This window comes from Mesorhizobium sp. CNPSo 4661 (genome assembly GCF_057784215.1).
In genome coordinates, this window is record NZ_JBWGIO010000037.1 from 1 (window position 1) to 21926 (window position 21926).

The following is a 21926-nucleotide window of genomic DNA, read 5'->3' on the forward strand; positions in this document are numbered from 1 at the left end:
GGGCCAGATACATGACCCTGGAAACAATCAGCCAGATGAGCGATGATCCCATGATCAGCCTGCCAGCCGTGGCGCGCTGATCAGCCCGGCCCATGCCGGAGAGCACGGCGACCAATGCCGCCAACTACACTACGCCGCGGGACACGATCATACCGCAGGGTGCGCCACTGACGTACCCGCACAGGTAAACTGTATTCTCTTGGGCGCAAGCAGCTTTCATTTTCCCGGTCCCAAGAAACCCATAGCAGCCTTTCCGCGTCGAGCGAGCTCAAGAATCGCTGCTGCTTCGATACACGCCCGGGATTATTCCATAACGTTTCAACTTGTCGTAGAAGGTTTTGCGGGGCACCTGCAGAAACTCGGTCGTTCTCCTCACGTCGCCATCGCATTCCCGCAATGCGTTGCGGATCACGGTCGCCTCGTAAAGGCTAACCTTTTCGGAAAGAGAGAGACTTAAGTCGGCTTCTCTTTTTCCAGGAAGCGAATTCGACGCGCCTTCAAGTCCCAACGCAACCCGATCGGCGAAATGCGCAAGTTCGCGAACATTGCCGGGCCAGTCATGGCCCATGAGATGATTACGCACGGCCGCGGTTATCTCCCACACTGGCTTGCCGAAGCGTTTGCAAGCGCGTTCCAAGAAATGCGCAAAGAGGATCGGGATGTCCTCGCGCCGCTCGCGAAGCGGCGGGATATGCACCGTGACGACGTTTAGGCGGAAATATAGATCTTCCCTGAAATCACCGCGAGCGTTCGGGTCGCCCAGATCGACCTTCGTCGCAGCCACGACACGAACATTGATGCTGCGGGTTTCGTTGGTGCCGAGTGGCGTGACCTGCCGGGTCTCGAGTACCCTTAGGAGTTTAATCTGGAGTGCAGGCGGCATGGACTCGATTTCGTCGAGGAATAGGGTGCCGCCATTCGCATATTCGAGGCGACCGATCCTGCGCCTATGCGCGCCGGTAAACGCGCCTGCTTCATGGCCGAAAAGTTCGCTTTCGATAACACTTTCGGGCAGCGCCCCGCAGTTCAAGGCCACGAACGGCTTCGTGCTTCGTCTGCTCCAGCGGTGAAGCAGGTCCGCGACCACCTCCTTACCCGCGCCGGTTTCACCCTCGACAAGGACGTCCACATCCGTATCGGCGATCTGGCGGAGCGTTTCGCGCAGCCATGTCATACTCGGTGCGTTGCCTAAGAGGGGCATATCACCCGCGGATCGGAGGACCGCATCCCTAAGGCGCCTGTTTTCCAAGACCAGGTGCCGGTTTTCGGAAGCGCGATTCAGCGTCACCAAAAGCCGGTCAGTCTCATATGGCTTAGCTATGAAATCGTAAGCGCCGTCCTTGATGGCGGCAACGGCGAGTTCGACGTCGCCGTGCCCGGTGATAAGGACGACAGGGATGTTCGGATCGATTGCCTTTACCCGCTCAAAGAGCTGAAGGCCGTTCATTCTAGGCATGCGGATGTCGCTGACGACGGTACCATTGAAGTTCTCGTCGATTTTGGCGAGTGCGGCCTCGGCGGAGTTGAGGACGATAGGGCTAAAGCCGGCAAGTTCCAGCATCTGCCCTGCAGCAGGCAGCAGATCCTCGTCGTCGTCAACGAAGATTACGGTCCCTTTTTCCACACTCATTCGGCACGCCTCAGTTCGATGGTGAAGGAAGTCCCCTTTTTGTGGCTGGCATCGAGTCGCAGCGAGCCGCCGAACTCCCGGGCGATCTCAGCTGAAATAACCAGGCCAAGACCGAGCCCCTTTTCCTTGCTTGTGGTAAATGGCATGAAGAGGCTCTTGCGAATTTCAGGGGCAAGGCCGGTACCATTGTCTCGAACCGATATGGTGACCGTTTCTCTGTTCTGGGCAAGCGCTATCTCGATCCGCGGTTCCGGCAGGCCCTTCAGGGCATCGAGCGAATTCTGCAGGAGATTGACCAGGATTTGCTCCAGCCGAACGCAACTTGCCATTACCATCGGAGACAGATTTGTCCGCTTCCGTTCGATCGTCACGCTAGATTCGCGGATTCGGCCCGAAAGGAGCGAAAGCGCCCCGTCGATCGCTTCTTCCGCCGATACTGGCCCCACAGAACCTGTTGCGCGGCGGGAGAACGACCGCAGCGTTTCGGTGATCGCCCCGATGCGTCCCGTTATAGCAATGATCGATTTCAAATTCCCCGCGGTTTCTTGCGGCCTCTCGCCTTGGAGAAGACGTGTAGCATTTTCGGCATAGGTGCGAATTGCTGTCACCGGCTGGTTAATCTCGTGGGCAACTCCGGCTGCGATCTGTCCAAGAATTGAGAGGCGGTTCGCCTGAGAGAGTTCATCACGTAACCGGCGCACTCTTGCCTCGGCATTCTCCCGCTCGGCTATCTGAGCTGCGAGCGTTTCGTTCGAACGGCGGAGCTCTGCGGTACGCAAGTTGACGCGATGTTCCAGTTCCGCGTTCATGCTCGCAAGCGCGTGCTGCCGTTGCCGGATCGCCTGCCGCCGTCGAACCATGACGGAAACAGCAAATGCCACGAGCACGAGGGCAAGCAGTGTTGTCGTGCGGGCTGTCATCATCGCCGCGGAAATCTCTGCATCGGCAGGGATGAGCAGTGACAGCCGCCAACCAGGGACCACTTTGCCGAGATCCTGAGAAACCGCGACAAAGCCGGCCGCCTTGTCCGCGGTGCTTGCGGTAACCAGCGTTCCGTTGCGGTGCGAAAGCGGGACGGGCTCGAACATCGCGCCAGGCAGTTGCAGATGATCGCGGGCGATTTCCGCCTCTTTTTTGGACAGCGGGGAGAGAGCGCTAAAACGCCATTGAGGCACGCCGGTTGAAAGGACGACGCCGTGCTCATCGCTCGTGAAGACCACGAAACCGCTCTCACGCCAGCTCGACTCCACCCGGTCCAGCTCGACCTTCACCACGACGACGCCGAGTGGTCCCTCCGGTCCATCGATTCGGCTCGACAAGAAGAGGCCGGGGCGCTTGCTGACGGTACCAAGTGCGTATTGCGTGGCCATGCCGCTCGCCATCGCTTCAACGAAATAGTGACGGAAACGCAAGTCCCGGCCGACAAAACTGGTGGGCTCGCCGGCGTTGCTCGCAGCAACCGTCGTTCCCTCACTGTTGATGACGTAAATGACTGAAGAGGCGGCGTCGCGCGCGACGGCGCGCAGCTTGTCATCCAGCGCAGCTTCCCCACCGGTGCTCGGACTGCGAAGCATCTCCTGAACCGCACCGTCACGAGCCAGGATCCGCGGAATCAGTCGTTGTTTCTCGACGTCTCCTTTCAAAGTGTCGGCTGCAAGTGGGCGCGCCGCAAGAGCGCGGTCGCGTAGGTCCGCCTCAGCTTTGGTGCCGGCAATCCGGCCGGCTGCAAAAACAAAAAACCCGAAGCCCAGACCAACAAGTGCAAACAAAGCCGCAAGCCAGAGAATTCGGCCGGCGCTCAATCTGCCAAGGAAGTTGAACGGGGCCTTTTGCAAGCCACCCTCGCTGCTGCAGTCGTCTTCTACCGAAGTGCTCCAGACTAGTGCCGGATTTCGCCAGATGAAACCAGAAAGTCCGGAAATCCACACACTTGCATGGCGCAACCTCCCCGAAAAGAAGCGAAACCACGCCATCCGCTCGGCCTCTCGGTTTGGCATGGCTCTTGCGGAAAAAACCGCAGCAGCGTTCGACCGGAGCGCAGCGATCAAGAAAGCCCGGGGAGGAGAGGCAATGCCAACTTCCGGGTCTGGGAGAGATTGATGTTGAACCCACAGAACGCCAGCGTGAACGTCGCGCCTCGCAAGCCCTTCTATGCACGGCTGTACGTACAGGTGATTGCCGCCATCGCCATGGGTGTCGCGCTTGGCCATTTCTACCCCGAAGCCGGCGAAAACATGAAGCCGCTTGGTGATGCCTTCATCAAGCTCGTCAAGATGATCATCGCACCGGTGATCTTTTTGACCGTCGCGACCGGCATCGCCGGCATGCACGACCTTCAAAAGGTCGGCCGCGTAGCCGGCAGGGCGATGGTCTATTTTCTCACCTTCTCAACGCTGGCACTGATCGTCGGCCTCATCGTGTCCAATGTCGTCCAACCGGGCGCCGGCCTCAACATCGATCCGGCCTCGCTCGACGTTCAGGCCATCAATCCCTATGCCGCGAAGGCCCATGAGCAGTCCGTGACGGGCTTTCTGATGAATATCATTCCGACCACGATTGTGGCCGCATTCGCGGACGGCGACATCCTGCAGGTCCTTTTCTTCTCGGTGCTGTTTGGCATTGCCCTTGCGATGGTTGGAGAGATTGGAAAGCCGATCAGTTCCTTCCTCCAGGCGCTCACCGTGCCGGTCTTCGCGCTGGTTGGCATCCTGATGAAAGCGGCCCCGATCGGCGCGTTCGGCGCCATGGCCTTCACAATCGGGAAGTACGGCATCGCCTCCGTCGTCAATCTCGCGATGCTGGTCGGAACGTTCTACGTCACGGCCTTTCTCTTCGTGTTTTTAGTTCTGGGGGCTGTCGGCCGTTACAACGGCTTCTCGATCGTTTCTCTCATCCGATACATCAAGGAGGAGCTGCTCTTGGTGCTTGGAACGTCCTCCTCGGAGGCCGCGCTGCCCACTCTCATGGACAAGATGGAGAAGGCTGGTGCCAACCGTTCAGTCGTAGGGCTCGTCATTCCGACCGGATATTCCTTCAACCTGGACGGCACCAACATCTATATGACGCTTGCGGCCCTCTTTATCGCCCAGGCGACGAATACCAATCTCTCGATCAGCGATCAGATCCTGTTGCTGCTCGTTGCGATGCTTTCCTCTAAGGGAGCGGCGGGGGTCACCGGCGCCGGCTTCGTCACGCTGGCCGCCACTCTTTCTGTGGTGCCGTCCGTTCCGGTGGCTGGCATGGCATTGATCCTCGGTATCGACCGGTTCATGTCCGAGTGCCGGGCCCTTACGAACGTCATCGGCAACGCCGTGGCAACGCTCGTGGTCGCCCGTTGGGAAGGCGAATTGGATCAGGCGCGGTTGGAAGCCGCCTTTGCAGGGCATCATCTTTCCGAGACCTTGGCCGATCAACCGCCCGTCTCACGGCCACTGAGTGACGCCGCATCGTTGCGACTCGTCCATCCGCCTGGTCGGTCGCAAGCACAGCGAGGTCGACCCGCAGACACCAAGCGAGGACTCGGGGATTGAGCAACCCAAAGGCGCTGAAAGCAGCACCATCGCGCTTGAGCCAACAACGAGCATCAATACGCGCCGGGTTTTCGCTTGGAGCGCTGCTCACCGGTGCGGTCTCGACCAGAGGGATTCAAACGAGTTGACCCCGATAAATCCACCACAAGGATCGGGAGGTCCTGGTCGGCTGTTGACGCGATCCGTAGCGATATCGTGGCTGCCTCGTTAGCCGTGAGCGAAAAGCAGTCTCGCGCAGATCAACCGGTTCGCAACCCTCCAATACATCGGTCCAATAAAGACGAGGCACGCGTGACCGAAGCATTGCCTCGGGAAGAGACGGTATTCCGTACGCCGCCTAAAACACGCAACGCCGGCCGATAAACCTGGCCGAAAGTAAGAATAACAATAGTCGGCATGAGAAAGAAAGGTAAAGCCAATTTCAAAATGTCTTCGGACGAAATAATACTGGCACCGGCACGTTAGGTGCAGCGAAATCGGCGGGGATAAACCTGAGCAAGTGGAGGGTGTAATTGCGCCCTCAAAAAAAAGGAGAGGATATGTCGGAACCAAAACTAGAAAGCGTGCTTTCGTCGTTTTCGCAGGTGGCAAGGGGACTAGAACCTTTGCCGTCCAATCGCCCTTCGCTGGACGATAGCTACGTCAGGCTAAATTCGAATGAGAATCCATTCCCGTTGCCGGAAGCCGTAATGCAAAGTGGAATTGCCGCCCTTGAGCAGCAGTATCTGTATCCAGAACTCGACAACATCAGTTTGAGGGAGGCCGCGGCCGACACCTATGGCCTCACCAAGGATCAGGTGATTGTCGGAAACGGATCCTCCGAACTTTTGGGACTCATCTACAGGGCCTTCCTTGCCCCTGGTGACAGCGTGGCGATGCTATCGCCCGGCTTTTGGTTCAACCGCAAACTCGCCATGTTGCAGGGCGCTCAATTTATTGAAATCGAGTGCGGTCAATCTAATACCCTGCCAGTAGAGGAATTGCTCTCTGGTCCAGCAAAAGGCGCCAAGTTCATTCTTCTAGCCAATCCGAACAATCCGACTGGAACATTTGTGCCGGTGGCCGAGATCGAACGCCTCGCGTTGCAATCGGATCATCTGATCGTTCTCGATGAGGCCTATGTCGACTTCGCGCCTGACAATGGCCTGCGCCTTATCGATAGTTGTCCCAATATTCTGCTCCTACGGACATTTTCCAAAAGCTTTGCCGCCGCCGGTATTCGTATCGGTTTTGGATTTGGTCATCCCGAAATCATTGGAAGGTTGCGGAACATCCAAAATGCTTTCAACATGAACGTGATCGGCCATGCGGTTGGCATCAGCATCCTCGCGCATCGCGCCGCCTATGAAGAGAACCACCGGCACATCAAGCAGGAGCGGGAGCGCGTGTCCTTCGCGCTCTCGCAACTGGGTTTTTCCGTAACCCCTTCACATGCAAATTTCTTGCTAGCCCGCGTGCCGACAGGACGAGACGGTAGATGGTGGCAGCAATCGTTAGAGCGGCGCAAAGTACTTGTCACCGTTCCTCCCGATGAATTTCTGAAAGATTGCATAAGAGTAAGCATAGGAACTTCGCAGCAGATGGACTTATTTCTGAATGAGGTCACGAGTATACTGATAAGTCCGTGGAAGTAGAATAGGCCGACGGACGCGTATCTAAATTCGAAATTACATCGCGGAAAACCTTATATCTATAAGTACCTAGTTAACCGACGCTTCGACTTAGGTCTGAAGTGACGATTTTCCGCGTCAAAATCCTGGAGACAATAGAGTGAAAAACGACCTTTCGAAGCCGACCTTCGGAATATTCGATCACTTGGATGACGACGGTCGCGACATCGGCCCACAATATGCCGATCGCCTGAAGCTGGCCGAGGCGTGCGATCACCTCGGTTTTTATGGTTATCATCTCGCAGAGCACCACTGCACCCCGCACGGGAGAGGTTCGTCGCCAAATCTCTTCTTATCGAGCGTCGCACAGCGCACCCGCCAGCTGCGTATTGGCCCGCTGGTTATGCTCCTCACCCTGTACCATCCGCTTCGTGCGTTCGAAGAGATCTGTATGCTCGACCAGTTGAGTGGTGGAAGGTTGGAGCTCGGTCTAGGCCGAGGCTCTCAACCGGCCGAATTGAATTATTTTGGGATTGGCACGGACACAGTGCCGGGCCGTTATTCGGAAGCCAGCGAAATCCTAATCGCGGCCATGAAAGGAGGGAAGAAGTTATCGTATCGAGGCCGTCACTTTGAGCTCAATAAGGTTCCCCTGACGCTTAGCCCCCATCAGCGCCCGCATCCGCCGACATGGGTCGCCACCAATCGACCCGAATCGGCAAGTTGGGCCGCTGAGAACGGCGCAAATCTCGCCTGCGTAGGACATAGCTCGTCCGTCCGCAAAGTAACCGATGCCTTCCGCGCCAGCCGGAAGGAGACTACGGACAAAGGTAGTCCGGTGCCGTTTCTTGGATTGCTGCGCATGGTCGTGATTGGTAGTTCTGATGCGCATGCCTATTCGGTCGCGGCACCTGCTTATGAAACATGGCTCAAGAGCTTCAAGTTCCTCTACGACCTCAATGGCATCTCGACTCCGCCAAACCTACCGCTGACCTTCGAAGCGGCGATTGAAAGTGAGCTGTGCGTAGCGGGAACGGCAGCTTTTGTTCGGGACGCTCTTCTTGGTCAATTGGAAATGGCTGGCGCCAACTATCTTCTTTGCCAGCTCGCGTTTGGAGATTTACCTCTGGAAGCGTCCCTATACACTGCAGTGACGATTCATTCCGAAATCATGGCCCGATTTGCCTGACCATGATCGGTGGCGTAGGGCGGCTCCAAGGAGTCGCCTTACGCCAGCGACCAGCCCGCTGGCAGACCATAGCCCGGCAGCACGTGGTCAAGGTGGGACTGAACGCTACGCCTGCATAGGTCGGGCGTGTTCCAGACGACGACGTTCCCCAGCCCCTCCTCGCTCAACCGTCGTTGTTTACACCGACGATTTGCCATTGCCCGTGTTGCAGGCAGCAATCCACTGCATTGCCGAGGTTGGATCTTCCAATATGGCGGCCCGCTTCGCAAAGCCGTAGAAGGCAGCGCGGGCGGTGCTTAAGGGCTTGTGCCCATCGTAGGCGTCACAACATGCTTTAAGGGCAGTCTCGTGGATCAGGTCTCTGCGATCCTCGGGCCACTCATCGAGAAAATCGATGGCGTCCTCGAGATTTGCAATCTCTTGCACGACATAAGCGGCACGCTTCACGAAAATAGGGCTGCCGAAGGCCTGCGCCTTCATTTCGTCTACTCCCGACCTGCTGAACAGCCGACTCGCAAGGCGGCCTCATTGACACGGCCGACCATTGCTGAATGTGTTGTCAGCCTTATGACGCTTCAAGAGGAAAAGCGGCTATTCATCCTCGGGAGGAACCCGACCGATCATCACTACTGCCGCAAAATTGGCCACCTCGGTGACAATGCCCATCGTTCCAACCGCCGCCGACGGACGGTGAACCCAGTAGCCTAAACCAGTCGTTCACAGCACAGCAGCGAAGGAACGGAGTAGCCTGGCAGCGTGCCGATGTACAGGAAGGCGCACTTATTGGGCTGGATCAATCCAGCCCAAGCCTTTTCTTCAGTTCCGCATTTTCCTTGCGCAGACGATCCGCAAGCAGGCTCTTCAGCCGCTTGTTTTCTTCCTCGAGCGCGAGGAGACCCTTCAGCTCGTCATTGTCCGCTGCAGGCGTCGCTGCTTTCTTCCAAATGTAATATGTCTGTTCCGAGATGCCGGCCTGCTTCACCGCGCTCTTGAGAGTGGCGCCGCCGCCGATCAAGGTCTCGATTTGAGCGAACTTCTGGCCGCGCTCCTTTGCAGAGTGGACCTTGCGGCCTATCCGCGCCGATGGCAGTGCTTCAGCGGTCGCGGATATCGGCTTGGCGCCATTCTTCCGGCCAGGCGCGCCCGGCTCAGCCTTTGGCTTCCTCGACCGCGGGGTTCTCGCGCTCGGTTTTGACGTCTCCTCCTCGGCCGCCGTTTCGCTAGGAATTACTGTTTCGGTTTCCAGGCGACTTGCCATGAAATTCTCCATTTGTGGTTTTTGCATAGGTTCAGCATCGACAGTAGAGTCAACAAGCTGACGATTTGGCAGTTGAATCTTCCGGAGTTCCTCTGTTGTTTCGCCCATCGCCGCGGCGATGTCGAAATCGCCCCAGATGGAACTGGCGGTTTTTTGATAACGGCGCTTCTGTTTGACTTCCACGGTGAATGGTCGCGTTTGCCGCCTCATAGTTCCTGCCTGATAAGAAACGAGTAGAAGAATGAAGTCGCCGTTCGAATTCCTGGCGCTTCCCTGGTTCGCGGAGCTTTATCGTAAAAGGTCCTCGACGAGCAAGTGACATCGGTCACGGCAGCGCGCTCAGGCGGGCTGAGCGCAGAGCGCGCGCGAGGAGAATGGCTGCAACGCCACGGAAGTGGGTGCATTCGGCTCGGAAGCGCCTGAGCGTCCGAAGCTCCCGTCATGTAAGCCCACGGTTTGCCGTTCAATCTTGTGATGAATTTTGGGCGGGCAGTCGCCGCAGTGCAGGGCTTCCAGGCGTGCAACGATTTCGGCGTCACGCGAGCTTTATTCGTGACATTCAAATGCTCGCCATGGGTGGTGATCTCGGCATTGCGCAGGGCTCGTTTTGCTTCCGCAAGCGGGAGACGCGCCGGCTATCGCCGCTCGGCAAAGTGCCTGCACCATTGCGCTGCCTCCTCGGAGCTCGGCGCCTCAGATCCGTAACCCGCTGGTTCGGAGGTATCGAGTTGCTCATCGGGAGCGTCGTCGAACGAGGCGTGGTTGAGCTTGTAAAGTTTAGAATAGAGACCGCCCATTTCGATCAACTCGTCGTGCTTTCCGCTTTCGGCGACCTTGCCGTTCTGCAGAACGACAATACGGTCGGCGCCTCGGACCGTGGCAAGACGGTGCGCGATGACGAGGCCAGTGCGGCCTTCAAGAAGCCTGACGAGTGCCTTCTGGATCAGCATTTCGGTGTAGCTGTCGATGTTGGCGGTCGCTTCGTCGAGTACCAGGATCTTGGCGTTTGCGACAAGCGCACGTGCAAAGCTGATAAGCTGGCGCTGGCCCAGGGAGAGATTGCCGCCGCGTTCACCTAGAGCGGCGTCGTATCCACCAGGAAGGCGCACAATAAAGCTGTGCGCGCCGACTGCCATGGCGGCCTCGATAACCTCTTCCCGCGTGGCTTCAGCCTTGTGGTAGCGGATATTCTCAAAGACCGTGCCGGTAAAAAGGAACGGCTCCTGTAACACCATGGCGATCTGACGGCCAAGAGATTTCTGGGTGACATCTCGCACATCATAGCCGCCGACCAGCACCTGGCCCTTTTGGACATCATAGAAGCGGTGGACGAGTGCCATTGCACTCGATTTGCCGGAACCCGTCGGCCCGACCAAGGCGACGGTTTCGCCGGGATCGGCTCGGAACGACACGTTGTTCAATACCGGATGCTTGGGATCATAGCCGAAAGTAACGTTCCTGAACTCGATCGAGCCGTCCATCTCGGGTGAAAGCACCCTGGCATTCGGTTTGTCCTGGACCTCAATCTTGACGTCAAGAATGTCGGTCAGCCGCTTTCCCGACGCCATCGCCCGTTGCATGATCGAATATTGCAAGGTGAGCGAGCGGATCGGATCGAAGAAGCGCTGAATGTAGAAAAGGAAAGCGACTATCACACCCACATCAATTCGGTCGTTCATGACCATGGAACCGCCGACAACGATGACGACAGCCAGGGCAACGCCCGTCAGGCCATCGACGATCGGCACCATGATCTGGGCGTACTTGGCGGCGGTCAGATGTGTCTTGAGATGGGCGCGGGCTTTGTCATCATAAAGCAGTAAATTGACCTGCTGCCGGTCCATCGACTGCACTGCCCGTACGCCATGAATGGCTTCAGCCAGCGCGCCATTGGAAATCGAATTCGCCTCATTGGCGGCCATGAAGGCGTCGCGAGCGCGCGGCAGCCAGAAGATGCGCACGATGAAGAGAACAGGCAATACCGAGAACGTAAGGAGCCCTAAGCGAACATCGAGCCACAGCATGATGAAGACGATGCCAAAGAGAAGGACGATGTCGCCCAGCGAAAACACCGAGGTTTCGAGGAATTCCCGCATGGAATTGACGTCGCCCTGCAGGCGCGACATCAGCCGTCCCACCTCTGTCTTGTCCATGAAGGAAAGCGCTACGTCTTGCAGATGGCCGAACGTGGCGCGGCGAATATCGGACAGAACCTTCTCCGCCATTTTGTAGATCACGATCTCTTGCGTGTAGCTAGCAGCAAAATTGACCGAGATCGTAAAAAGGAAAGCGCAGCCGGCCGCAAGCAGGGCTGAGCGATCGCCACTTTCTGGCTGCATGCCATGGTCGATCGCAAAGCGGATGATCAGGGGGACGAGAAGCTGTGAGCCGGTGAGGATCAACATAGCGGCAACCGAGATGATCAAGTTGGCGCGATAGGGCCGGACGAACGCCCAAATGCGCCGAACAATATTCTTGTCAAACGCCGGCCCGAACATCTCTTCTTCGAAGCGGTGCGAACCGACGACGGCATGCGGCGGATGCCGGTGGTCGCCGCGGGCATCGTTGCGTTCCGTCTCGACTTCGCCGGCTTGGAGCATCAGCTCGCCCCCTCCTGGTCGGGCAGCATGTCCTCAAATGCGCGCACTTGGAGGTCATAAAGAGCCTTGTAGCGTCCGCCCTTCGCCAGAAGCTCTTCGTGAGTGCCACGCTCGAGGATCTCGCCGTTCTCGATCAACAGGATTGCGTCGGCATGCCTGAGCGAACTGAGCCGGTGGCCGATGATGATGGTCACGCGATCCTTGGCAAACAGTCGCATGGCGGAGCGAATGCGCTGTTCTGTGGCTGCATCGATCGCGGCAGTCGAGTCGTCGAAGACAATGACCGAGGGGCGCAGCATCATCGTGCGGGCGATCGCCAAGCGCTGACGCTGTCCACCCGACAAGGATATGCCGCGCTCACGCACCACCGTCTTGTAGCCGGCCGGCAGCCCCAGAATATAGTCGTGAAGCTGAGCTGACTCGCTCGCGCCCTCGATCCGCTGCGCATTGGCCCAGGGATCGCCATAGGCGATATTGTTTTCGAGCGTCGTGGTGAAAACGAATGCATCCTGCTGCACGACCGCGACGGCTCTGCGGAGCGTGGCCAGGGTGACCTCGCGGATATCCTGGCCGTCAAGCGTGATGACACCGCCGGTGACATCATAAAAGCGAGGGATCAGATGAGCCATCGTCGATTTTCCGGAGCCGGGCGGGCCGACAATTGCAACCGTCTCGCCCTTGCGGGCTTCAAAACTGATATTCTTCAGGATTGGGCGGTTCTCGGCGTGCGGATAGGCGAATGAAACATCGTCGAAGCGCAAGGTGCCCTCGCTGATTTCGAGCGGTTTGGCGTCTGCTGCGTCTTTGATCGCAATATCCAGGTCGAGTAACCCGAATAGGCGCGAACCGCATGTCGAGGCACGGGCGAAGCCATCTACTATCACGCCTATCTGGCGAACCGGCATCTGGAGGATCGTCATAAATGAGAGGAACGTGGCAAGTTTGCCCACGCTGATTTCGCCTGCGGTGACTTTGTTGCCGCCGACCCACAGGACCAGTCCCATGGCGAGAAAGAACGAGAAATTCATCGCGGAAATGTTACGCACGTAAATCTCGACCCGTTCGTATATGAGACCAAGCGCATTCTTCGAGGCGCTGTCGAACTTCAGCATCTCGTAGGCCTGCGCTGCAAACGCGCGGACAACCCGGATGCCGACGAGATTTTCTTCCATCACACGGCCGAGGACGGAAAGCCGCTCCTGCACATCAAGCCAGGTGGCGCGCAGCTTGAGCTGGGTGATTGATGAGCGCCACCCGACAAAGGGCACGAAGCTCAGCGCGAGAAGACCAAGAACCACGTTGGTGGAAATCAATATGTGGGCACCAACCCCGATCAGGATGACGAGCAGGACCGCGCGAACCAGAGAGGCAGCGAAGTACATCCGCACGCCTTCCAGGTCGAGCATGCCGACTGTGATCAGATCGGCTGAATGCGTCTGGTCATAAAAAGAAAAGCTGAGCCGCTGGATCTTCTCATAAACAGCGACCCGCAGTGCATACGCGACGTGATGTCCGACCGATTCGGCAAGATAGTTCTCAGCCAGCGTGAAGAGGCCGCGCAACACGCTAACGGCAAGCAGCAGAAGGGCCGAGTTCTGCAGCGCCTCCTGCGCTGCCGCTCCGCTGACTCCGCCGGCGACGGCTGTCTGGGTCTGGTCGATAGCCTCACCGAGAAGCACGGGGATGAGCAATTGGAGCGATGCCGCAACGAGCGTCGAGCCGATCGCTCCGGTGACCTGCCACGGGTGCCGCAAATTCATCCGGGTAATGCGGGCGATCGTGCTCCAGCCCCGGACTGAACCGGCCACTTCTCCAATCGCCACCGAATTTCCGGGCTTCGTCACGTTGCGATTGGCCTTACTGTTGGAGGGGGCAGTCCAGTGGTTTTGTACCTTTTGGAGGGCCTTGAGCCGCACGACTCCCCGTCAAACGCCCCTCATGTGCAAAGCTGGCCACCATCTGCTAGATGCCTGTCCCAACCAGTTGAGCCGCGGCTTCGCATGCCGGCATGTCTATGACCGTGATTGCGTTTGCTGCAAGGAAGCGGCGCTCGTTCTTGGTCAACGTTGCCGAATCGATAACCGCAAAATGTGGGCCGCTTGAGCGCTTGATGACCTGTCGGGCGTAAGTGCGCAGCATCTGATCGTCGAACCGACAGCCGAAGAACAAGAAACCGCGCTTGGTGCGCCGTTCCTTCACGGCTTGAGGGATAGGCGTCTGGATATCGATTTCGGTTAGGGCTTCGACGTAGTCCGAATCCGCGATGAGGAAGTTTGCCACCGGCTTGATGCTGCCGTGCGGCGCATAGAGGACCGTCGCTGCCGTCGAGTCTGGTTGGAGTTCCATTCCAGACAAATTGTAGGTTTTCGTCCAAATGTCGCCAGTTGCGTCCGCGCGCGGGACGCCTTGAACCTCGACGACATCAGTTCGCCCCGTCGCTACGAGGGCAGCGCGCATGGCGCCGTCGTACCAGCTATCGACGATCAGGGAGAGCGGAAGGGTCGCGAGCCAGGCGTGAAAGACGGTCGGCGCCACCGGCCCCGCGAATATCTCAGCCATCCAGGCCTGGAGCGTCCGCCGATGCCGACGCTGTTCGATGAATTGAGCGACCGACCACATATTGGTACGAATCTTCGCAGGGGCTGGCGCCCGCGCGTTGAATGCCGAGGCAACGGCTTGCGGCGTGCGCGGTACCGGTGGTTCCCCGTGCCTAAGCCGAAGCAGGTCCGGACCGAGATATGGAATGATCTCATCGGCGCAGAGTGCTTTCTTCAGCAGTTTAAGCTGCTTCGCGGCATGACTGTCCCGATTGATCATGAGATGGCGCAAGGTCAGGATGGTTTCCATGCTCGTTTCCCGTTGACGCTGTCAGATTGCCGACCTGTGGCGTCACTCCTCGTCGGAAATCTTCCTAGCCTCGACGGTGATCGGCAAAGGTGTATCTCGTGGAAGGTCGGGCAGGACGAGCCGCCAGCCGTTCCTGAGTGTTATGGACCCTCCCCATAGCTCTTCATTCTCGACGCTGATGATCGGCTCTTCGAGATCCTTCTTGGGCACATACGCCGATAGGCCGGCATCGGTCCTGCGGATCATTAGCTTCATTGGGCTGTTCCATTGTTAGTGACCACAGGTGATTTCGGCACTGCAAGATCCCCGGATTTGTCGAGGCTGACCAGTTCGTGGGCGCGCATGCCAACGACGGTGCCGCGATCGAGCCATTCGACCGCATAGATGTAGAACTGTTGGAGAAAAGTGCCGATGTCGCGGACATAGCCTTCATCGCCCTTCCGCACGAGGTTTGCGCCTATCTCGCTACCGGGATAGGTACCGTCATTCTTTACGTGTCGTGTGGCGCGGACCCGCTCCCCCGGCACAAATCGTGGAGGCTTGCGGATCTCGACCTCCTGTTCGCGTCCGAGGCCCATCCCCCTTCCTTCCTTTCCCACGTCTCCAGTTTGTCAACAATGGAGGCCATCCTCCGGAAACAAGCCGATCCTCCCGCTAACCAGACTGCAGCTCAGGCGGGAACGCAGGTCTTCGGCACCGGACATACGGAGGCGCATTGCTGCGTATCGAAGGCCTCTTTGCATTCCGTGCACTGCTCCGGATCGATCACGTAGTTCTCGCCCTTGAACTTGATTGCGCTCGAGGGGCATTCGAACTCGCAAGCACCGCATTGCGTGCATTGGGAGGCAACGATCTTGAAGGCCATTTATCAACTCCTGATTCGGTTAGGACGAGACGATCAGGCCGTCGCCGCCATTGGTTCGCTCCCAAACTCGGCGACGTAAAGCGAGCCGATGGCGGTTTCGATGTAGTCGTAACCATAAACGTCCATTGCCCGGATTCCAGCTCCTGCGAGCTGATCCTTGGGACAATCTCCGATCTTGGCACACAGCACTATGTCGACGCCCTTGAGCGCAGCTATGACGCCGTCGAGGGCGCTGTCCGCGGCTCGGCCGCCGAGGCAATACTGCTCGACCTTGCGATGCCCGATGAAGCTGATCCCCCTCTGAGAGGCCTCATAAACCTGGAATTCCTTCGAATGACCGAAATGCTCGTTGATCCGGCCGCCGCCCTTGGTCGCCACAGCGATGAGGAGCGATTTGCCGGAACCTGCTGCCTTGATGGTCGCGTCCGCCTGGCCCTTGGCCGCAACGTGATCGCCGCGCTCGCGCGCAACCACCTCCCGATAGGACGTGCGTTTGCTGGCGTCGTAGGCGATGTCGTCCGAAATCTGGTCCATCGTGAACTCCTGGCCACGATCCTCGCCAAGCAGGCCGACAGCGTCGGCCCGGCACTGCCGGCAATGTCGCATCAACTTGGCGCCACCTTCGAGGCGATCCTGAAGGGTCTTCAGTTCCAAGGCCGTTGGGCCGCGCTGCCCGGTCAGGCCGAAATGCGTACCGTGCACCGGGTCGGAAATCAGCGGCACGACATTGTGCAGGAACGCTCCGCGCTCCTTGACCCATTTATTGACCTCGACCAGGTGTTCGTCGTTGACGCCGGGGATCATCACCGAATTGATCTTGGTGAGGATGCCGCGCGCGGTCAGCATCTCCAGGCCCAACATCTGCCGCTCGTGCAGGATCCTGGCAGCATCGATGCCGGCGTGGCGGCGATGATTGTAAAAGATCCAGGGATAGATCTTTGCGCCGATTGCGGGGTCGACCATGTTGATGGTGATTGTCACGTGATCGACATTCATGTCAGCAAGCTCGGCAACACGATCCGGCAGCGCTAGTCCGTTGGTGGAGATGCATAGCTTGATGTCGCGGATTTCCCTGGCGACGAGTTCTAGTGTCGCCTTCGTCTTCTGCCAGTCGTAACAGGCGTCGCCCGGTCCGGCGATGCCGAGTACGGAAAGTTGGGGCACTTCGTTGGCGACGGCGATCACCTTGCGTAGCGCCTGGTCTGGGGCGAGCTTTTCCGATACCACTCCGGGCCGGCTTTCATTGGCGCAGTCATATTTGCGATTGCAGTAGTTGCACTGGACGTTGCAGGCTGGCGCGACTGCCACATGCATGCGCGCGAAATAATGGTGCGCCTCTTCGGAATAGCATGGATGGTCATTGATCTTCTGCCAGACGGCGGCGTCCATATCGGTCGGTTTTGCCGACGAGCCGCAGCGGGAAGATGCGCAGCCGGCGGATTTCGCGGTCGCCAACAACTGGTCGGAGGATTTGGTACGGACCAAACTCTCAAGCGAAATCGCCGGTATGGGCATTGAACGGCTCCGTTCGTGGGTGGACGTCGCAGCTCAGTTCGCAAATGTTGTGCCAGCTCGAAAAAAGGCTGTTTCAGTTCAACATGTCGGGTTTCATGTGCGATTTCGTCTGTGCGCTACGCCACAAGTTTTGTCGGGCTTGCGACTTGAACCGGCGAGCGCTGTCTCAAAGGCATCATCCTCACACAGCGAGGAGGAGTGATGTTTGACATCGCCAGGCGTTTAGAACTTCTTCACCTCGATATTATGCCGACGCAGGGCATAGCCGACTTGCCGCGGCGTTAGGCCGAGGATACGAGCAGCTTTGGCCTGAACCCAGCCGGCCTTCTGCATTGCGTCAATCAGCCGGACGCGATCGGTCACACGCATGCCGGTTGCGCCCCAAGCAGGATCGTTTGGATCGCCGGCATTGACGGGCGCCACCTCGCCCTCGGACGCGCAGATGCGCCCGTGCTCCAGCGGCGATGCAATCGGCGTTCTGTTGCGGCCGAACTCATCGCTGGCATTGCTGCCGTTTGAACGGCCGGCCCCTTTCCAGAGGAGGGAAGACAGGCACTGGCTATTCTGGCAGGCGAAATCCGAAGCGGCAATCGTGCTTGAACGCGCAAGCGTGGCCGTCCTTCGCACACAGTTTTCCAGCTCGCGGACGTTGCCGGGGAAGTAGCATTGCGAGATCAGGTCAAGCCCTGACGGCGCGAAGGCGAGCTCGCGATCGTTCTCCCTATTGAATCGATCGAGGAAGGCCTTCGCAAGGCGTGGAATATCGCCTGGTCGCTCTCTGAGCGGGGGCAGCACGATTGGCACCACATTGATGCGATAGTAAAGGTCGGCCCTGAACTCGCCATTCACGACAGCCGTCTCAAGGTCCTTGTTAGTGGCGCATATGAGCCGGACGTCGACCGTTAGCGTCCTGGTGCCGCCGACGCGCTCCAACTCGCCTTCCTGCAAGACGCGCAACAATTTCGCTTGAAAAGCAGGCGAAATCTCACCGATTTCATCGAGTAACAGGGTTCCGCCATGCGCTAATTCGAAACGGCCGGCGCGCTGCGAGACAGCCCCGGTGAAGGCGCCCTTTTCATGGCCAAACAACTCCGATTCCAAAACGCTTTCAGGTAGCGCGGCGCAATTCAGTTTGACGAAGGCCTTCTTGCTGCGAGATGAAAGCTTATGGATGGCCTGCGCGAAAAATTCCTTGCCCGTGCCGCTTTCACCGCGCAAAAGCACCGTGGAGTTGGTCCTTGCTACGACCGCGACGGTTTCAAGCACCTGCCTAAGTGCGGGACTTTCCCCGATGATCCCATCGATTTTGATATGCCGATGCCGGGCAAGGCGGGTCGCATCGTCGAGCGATTTCTCCGGTCTCCGTTGCTCCTCGATAAGCCGCTGGCGATCTGTGCCTAGGATACGATGGAGGCGGATGGTCCGGCCGACAAGGTTGGCGACCATCATCAGGAAGCGTACGTCTTCGTCGCAACGCACGCCGGCGGCGCCGCCACTGATACGGTCGATCGACAATGTCCCGAGGATTTCATCGTCAGCCTCTACTGGCACTCCGATGAAGGTGACCGGCATGGCGCCGCCGCTCGAAGCCGTTTGAAGATCACCCTGAAATAATTCGGACTTGCAGACGTCCTCTATGACGAGCGGCGCCCCTGTAGCGAGGATTCGGTCCGCCACGGCTTGCGGTATGACGCGCCGCCTGTCTGATTGAGGTGCGAGGTTGTCGCCGGTAGTTGCAGCAATCTCCACCTCTCCCTTCGCGTCCAGGACGATCACTGCTCCGTGACGCATTTGCACAAACGAGGCGAGAATGTTGACGACATTGGCAAGCGTGATCTCCAGCCGCGTAGGTGCGGTTAGAATCTCGCATATCTCGTAGATTCCCCTGAGCGGGATGTTCGTCCCGTGCATGGTTTCGATAGGTGAGCGGCTATTGCGAAGCCCAATCTCATCCACCCGTTCCCGCACTGTTTGAGCCATGGAAACACCTCAGGGGTTGCAAGGGTGCTCCTCCCAAAGCGCCTTTTGGTCTGTCGACTCGCGACACCCCAATATTGACGAGCCCCTGTTCAATTGCAAATTGTCTGGCTGCACTTTGCGGAAATTGTCGCCATACTCTGGCATTGGCGCGTGGATGCGCAGGTCATCCGAACTTGAAGAGGACACCGAAGCCGCCGCGCGGATAATTCCACTCGATCTCACCACTGGCCTCGCACAGCAGCCGACAGGTGCCGCACTCCATGCAGCCGTCGGCGGTGATCTCCACTTGGCCCTCGTCGTTCAATTCATAACATTGGGCCGGGCAGACGCGGGTCAGCGCAAACAGATTGGCGCTTGGCTTCTCGTGCGGTCGCACTTTGATATGCGGGCGCCCCGAGTCGACCAGGTAGCGGTTCTGGTAAAGTTTCTCCTCAATGCGTGCCGATGCGATTGTCATCTCGTGTCTCCTAGCGCCAGGCCAATGCCAAGCGGACGGCGTCACTCAGCAACCCCCAGCGCGAACGCGCCTTGATGAAGGCAGCAGTGGTCGCCCTTTCCTTATCGATCTTCGGGGTGCCGTCGACCCGCACGACGTTCTGAGCCGCCTGCGACATCAACCGCGGGTAAGTCGAGAAGAAATTTCGGGAATTGGTGTGGAGCAACGCCGGCATATCCTTATATTTCTTTAGGTCTTTGACCACGAAGGACTTGTCGAGCATGGTCTTGTAGAGGACAAGGTTCTGTTTGGTCATTGGACGCTTGCGACTCTTGACGTCCACGATTGCCTCAGCCGCGATACGACCGGAGGTCATGGCGAGGTTCGAACCCTCGCGGTGCACGGCGTTGTTTAATTGCGCGGCATCGCCGACCACCACCCAGCCGTCGCCAAACAACTGCGGAATCGCCTTGTAGCCACCTTCGGGGATGAGATGCGCGGCATATTCTTTCACCTCCGAGCCGGCGATCAGCGGCCGGATCGAAGGATGGTTTTTTAACGCATCGAGAAGAGCGTATGGGCTCTCCATCGTCGCAGCGAAATCCGAAACGAGGCAGCCGATGCCCAGTGAGATCGACTCCTTGTTGGTGTAAAGAAAGCCGAGCCCGGCCATGTTGCGGGAGATCGTACCCACGGCCTCGATCACACAGCCTTCACCGGCCTTGAGCCCGAACCGCTGCTCGATGACCTCTTCGGGCAGGAAATGCATTTCCTTGACGGCGAGCGCCACGGATTTCGGCTTCGGCATCTCGCGAAGCCCCGCCCGCGTGCCAAGCAGTCCGGACACGCCTTCTGCGAGGACGACAACGTCCGCGAAAATCGCTCCCCCGGTCCGGTCTGTAAGGACGCCAACCACCCTGTCCTTGGCATCGCGGACGAGGTCGGTCACGGTCGTCTCGCACAGGACCGTCGCACCGGCCTCACGCACCTTACGCGAAAACCATTTATCGAATTGGGCGCGGATGATTGTATAGCGGTTGGGCTTCGCCTCGTTGAAATCATCCGAGCGATAGTGAATCCCGGTGTGGGATGTGTCGTCCATCACCCAAAGCCGCTGTTCAACCAGGTGCCGCTCGAGAGGGGCGTCATCACGGAAATCCGGGATGATCTTCTCCAGCATGCTCGCGTACATGATTGCACCCTGGACATTCTTGGAGCCCGGATATTCACCCCGCTCCAACTGCAGCACGTTCAGGCCATGGCTTGCCAAGGTGTGAGCTGCCGCGTTTCCGGACATGCCGGCCCCCACAACAATGGCGTCGAATTTTTCCTTGATCATGTCCAGCTCCCTAGTTCGCAATCTTATCGCGACTGTGGGGCGACAGTCGCCGCGTGAAGGCCTCTGTCAGTGCGGGCAGAAAGCGGATCGCGTCGGTGACAATCCCGACATGGGCGAAATCGAAAATCGGCGCGTTCGGGTCAGTGTTGATAGCCACGATGAGATCCGCCCCTTCGACGCCAACCCGGTGCTGGATGGCGCCGGAAATTCCGGCCGCTATGTAAAGCTTCGGGCGGATGGTCTTGCCTGTTTGGCCGATCTGCCGATCAGCCGACAGCCAACCCTTCTGGACCAACGGGCGCGAACAGCCATGCTCGGCGCCGATTGCCCGCGCGAGATCCTTCACAAGCTGCAGGTTCTCCGCCGCGCCTAGACCGAGACCTCCCGCAACAACAACCTCGGCATAGGCAAGATTTGCCTTTGCCGACTGACTATCGGGGAGGAAGCCTAGAATCTTGGTGACAATGTCGTCCTCGGCTACCGACAGCTGGTGCCGGATGACGCGCCCGACCGGCTTATTCACCCGCTGCGGCATGGGCATGACCCGCGGTCGCACTGTCGCCATCTGCGGCCGGTAATTGAGCGTATAGATGGTGCACAACAAGGAACCGCCGAAGGTCGGACGGGTCGCGGCGAGCGAACCGTCGGCATCAACGTCGAGCTCGGTGCAGTCGGCCGTGAGCCCTGTCTGCAATGTCGTTGCCACCGAACCGGCAAGGTCCCTGCCAAGTGTGGTCGCCCCGAGAAGCAAGATCTCGGGTTTGTGGGTGTCGACGAGATCCGTCATGGCCTTGGTGAAAGGCTCGTTCCGATAGTCGGCAAGCAGCGGCGCCTCGACGTTGTAGACGAGATCGGCGCCATAGGCGAAAGCCTCGGCTACCGCAAACTGAGTGGTCTCTGCCGGTGGTCCGAGCACGATTGCCGCAAGCTCCACATTAAGCTTGTCGGCAAGCTTGCGGCCTTCGCCGAGCAGTTCGAATGATACAGGATGGACCTGGCCGCGTTCGAGCTCGATGAAGACCCAGACGTGGCGGTAGTCCTTGAAATGCTCGGGCAGTTCCTTCTTTATGCCGGCACGGCCGGCGGCAGGGCGAGGGGTTTCTCGGTTCGCGCTCGACATCGTCTCT

18 protein-coding genes are annotated in these 21926 nt (G+C 58.5%); 3 read left to right on the forward strand and 15 right to left on the reverse strand.

Annotated elements, in window-relative coordinates; genetic code table 11:
• Positions 1–268: 268 nt before the first annotated feature.
• Both AC0YKC_RS31940 and AC0YKC_RS31945 read right to left on the reverse strand, forming a co-directional pair.
• Entirely contained in the window at positions 269–1630 is a 1362-nt protein-coding gene (locus AC0YKC_RS31940) for a sigma-54-dependent transcriptional regulator (protein WP_488513939.1), read from the reverse strand.
• Positions 1627–3603, reverse strand: a complete 1977-nt coding sequence (locus AC0YKC_RS31945) for an ATP-binding protein (RefSeq protein ID WP_488513940.1) — start codon at positions 3601–3603, stop codon at positions 1627–1629. The genes AC0YKC_RS31940 and AC0YKC_RS31945 overlap by 4 nt, the downstream gene beginning before the upstream one ends.
• Before the next feature lie 126 nt (positions 3604–3729).
• Here AC0YKC_RS31945 and AC0YKC_RS31950 point away from each other — a divergent pair, with 126 nt between their 5' ends.
• The 3 genes from AC0YKC_RS31950 (at position 3730) to AC0YKC_RS31960 (ending at position 7959) form a co-directional block, all read left to right on the forward strand.
• Complete coding sequence (locus AC0YKC_RS31950; protein WP_488513941.1) at positions 3730–5160, forward strand: dicarboxylate/amino acid:cation symporter; 1431 nt, start codon at positions 3730–3732, stop codon at positions 5158–5160.
• A gap of 539 nt (positions 5161–5699) precedes the next feature.
• Positions 5700–6794: a histidinol-phosphate transaminase gene (gene hisC / locus AC0YKC_RS31955; RefSeq protein ID WP_488513942.1), complete on the forward strand. Its 1095-nt coding sequence runs from the start codon at positions 5700–5702 to the stop codon at positions 6792–6794.
• A 136-nt stretch (positions 6795–6930) separates the two neighbouring features.
• Positions 6931–7959 carry an LLM class flavin-dependent oxidoreductase gene (locus tag AC0YKC_RS31960; protein WP_488513943.1) on the forward strand — a complete coding sequence of 343 codons (1029 nt, stop codon included), beginning with the start codon at positions 6931–6933 and terminating at the stop codon, positions 7957–7959.
• Positions 7960–8136: 177 nt separating this feature from the next.
• Here AC0YKC_RS31960 and AC0YKC_RS31965 read toward each other — a convergent pair whose 3' ends face one another.
• The 13 genes from AC0YKC_RS31965 to AC0YKC_RS32025 all read right to left on the reverse strand — a co-directional run bounded on the left by AC0YKC_RS31965 (position 8137) and on the right by AC0YKC_RS32025 (position 21919).
• Positions 8137–8439: a DUF982 domain-containing protein gene (locus AC0YKC_RS31965; RefSeq protein ID WP_488513944.1), complete on the reverse strand. Its 303-nt coding sequence runs from the start codon at positions 8437–8439 to the stop codon at positions 8137–8139.
• A gap of 313 nt (positions 8440–8752) precedes the next feature.
• The gene (locus AC0YKC_RS31970; RefSeq protein ID WP_488513945.1) at positions 8753–9400 is read right to left on the reverse strand and encodes a transposase; all 648 of its coding nucleotides are present in this window, start codon (positions 9398–9400) and stop codon (positions 8753–8755) included.
• 452 nt (positions 9401–9852) lie between these two features.
• Positions 9853–11817, reverse strand: coding sequence for an ABC transporter ATP-binding protein (locus AC0YKC_RS31975; RefSeq protein ID WP_488513946.1), 1965 nt, complete (start codon positions 11815–11817; stop codon positions 9853–9855).
• A complete protein-coding gene (locus AC0YKC_RS31980; RefSeq protein WP_488513963.1) occupies positions 11817–13577 on the reverse strand; it encodes an ABC transporter ATP-binding protein in 1761 nt (586 codons plus the stop codon). The genes AC0YKC_RS31975 and AC0YKC_RS31980 overlap by 1 nt, the downstream gene beginning before the upstream one ends.
• 202 nt (positions 13578–13779) lie before the next feature.
• The gene (locus tag AC0YKC_RS31985) at positions 13780–14664 is read right to left on the reverse strand and encodes an SIR2 family NAD-dependent protein deacylase (RefSeq protein ID WP_488513947.1); all 885 of its coding nucleotides are present in this window, start codon (positions 14662–14664) and stop codon (positions 13780–13782) included.
• Between the two features lie 42 nt (positions 14665–14706).
• On the reverse strand, positions 14707–14919 hold the full coding sequence (gene nifT, locus AC0YKC_RS31990) for a putative nitrogen fixation protein NifT (RefSeq protein ID WP_488513948.1): 213 nt from the start codon (positions 14917–14919) through the stop codon (positions 14707–14709).
• Positions 14916–15242: a nitrogen fixation protein NifZ gene (locus tag AC0YKC_RS31995; RefSeq protein ID WP_488513949.1), complete on the reverse strand. Its 327-nt coding sequence runs from the start codon at positions 15240–15242 to the stop codon at positions 14916–14918. The genes nifT and AC0YKC_RS31995 overlap by 4 nt, the downstream gene beginning before the upstream one ends.
• Before the next feature lie 92 nt (positions 15243–15334).
• A complete protein-coding gene (locus tag AC0YKC_RS32000) occupies positions 15335–15529 on the reverse strand; it encodes a 4Fe-4S dicluster domain-containing protein (RefSeq protein WP_488481347.1) in 195 nt (64 codons plus the stop codon).
• Between the two features lie 33 nt (positions 15530–15562).
• Positions 15563–17044, reverse strand: coding sequence for a nitrogenase cofactor biosynthesis protein NifB (gene nifB, locus AC0YKC_RS32005; protein ID WP_488513950.1), 1482 nt, complete (start codon positions 17042–17044; stop codon positions 15563–15565).
• A gap of 222 nt (positions 17045–17266) precedes the next feature.
• Positions 17267–19024, reverse strand: a complete 1758-nt coding sequence (nifA, locus tag AC0YKC_RS32010; RefSeq protein WP_488513951.1) for a nif-specific transcriptional activator NifA — start codon at positions 19022–19024, stop codon at positions 17267–17269.
• Between the two features lie 163 nt (positions 19025–19187).
• Complete coding sequence (locus AC0YKC_RS32015; RefSeq protein ID WP_488513952.1) at positions 19188–19481, reverse strand: ferredoxin family protein; 294 nt, start codon at positions 19479–19481, stop codon at positions 19188–19190.
• 10 nt (positions 19482–19491) lie between these two features.
• Complete coding sequence (locus tag AC0YKC_RS32020) at positions 19492–20799, reverse strand: FAD-binding protein (RefSeq protein WP_488513953.1); 1308 nt, start codon at positions 20797–20799, stop codon at positions 19492–19494.
• Positions 20800–20809: 10 nt separating this feature from the next.
• Positions 20810–21919, reverse strand: coding sequence for an electron transfer flavoprotein subunit alpha/FixB family protein (locus AC0YKC_RS32025; RefSeq protein ID WP_488513954.1), 1110 nt, complete (start codon positions 21917–21919; stop codon positions 20810–20812).
• Positions 21920–21926 lie beyond the last annotated feature (7 nt).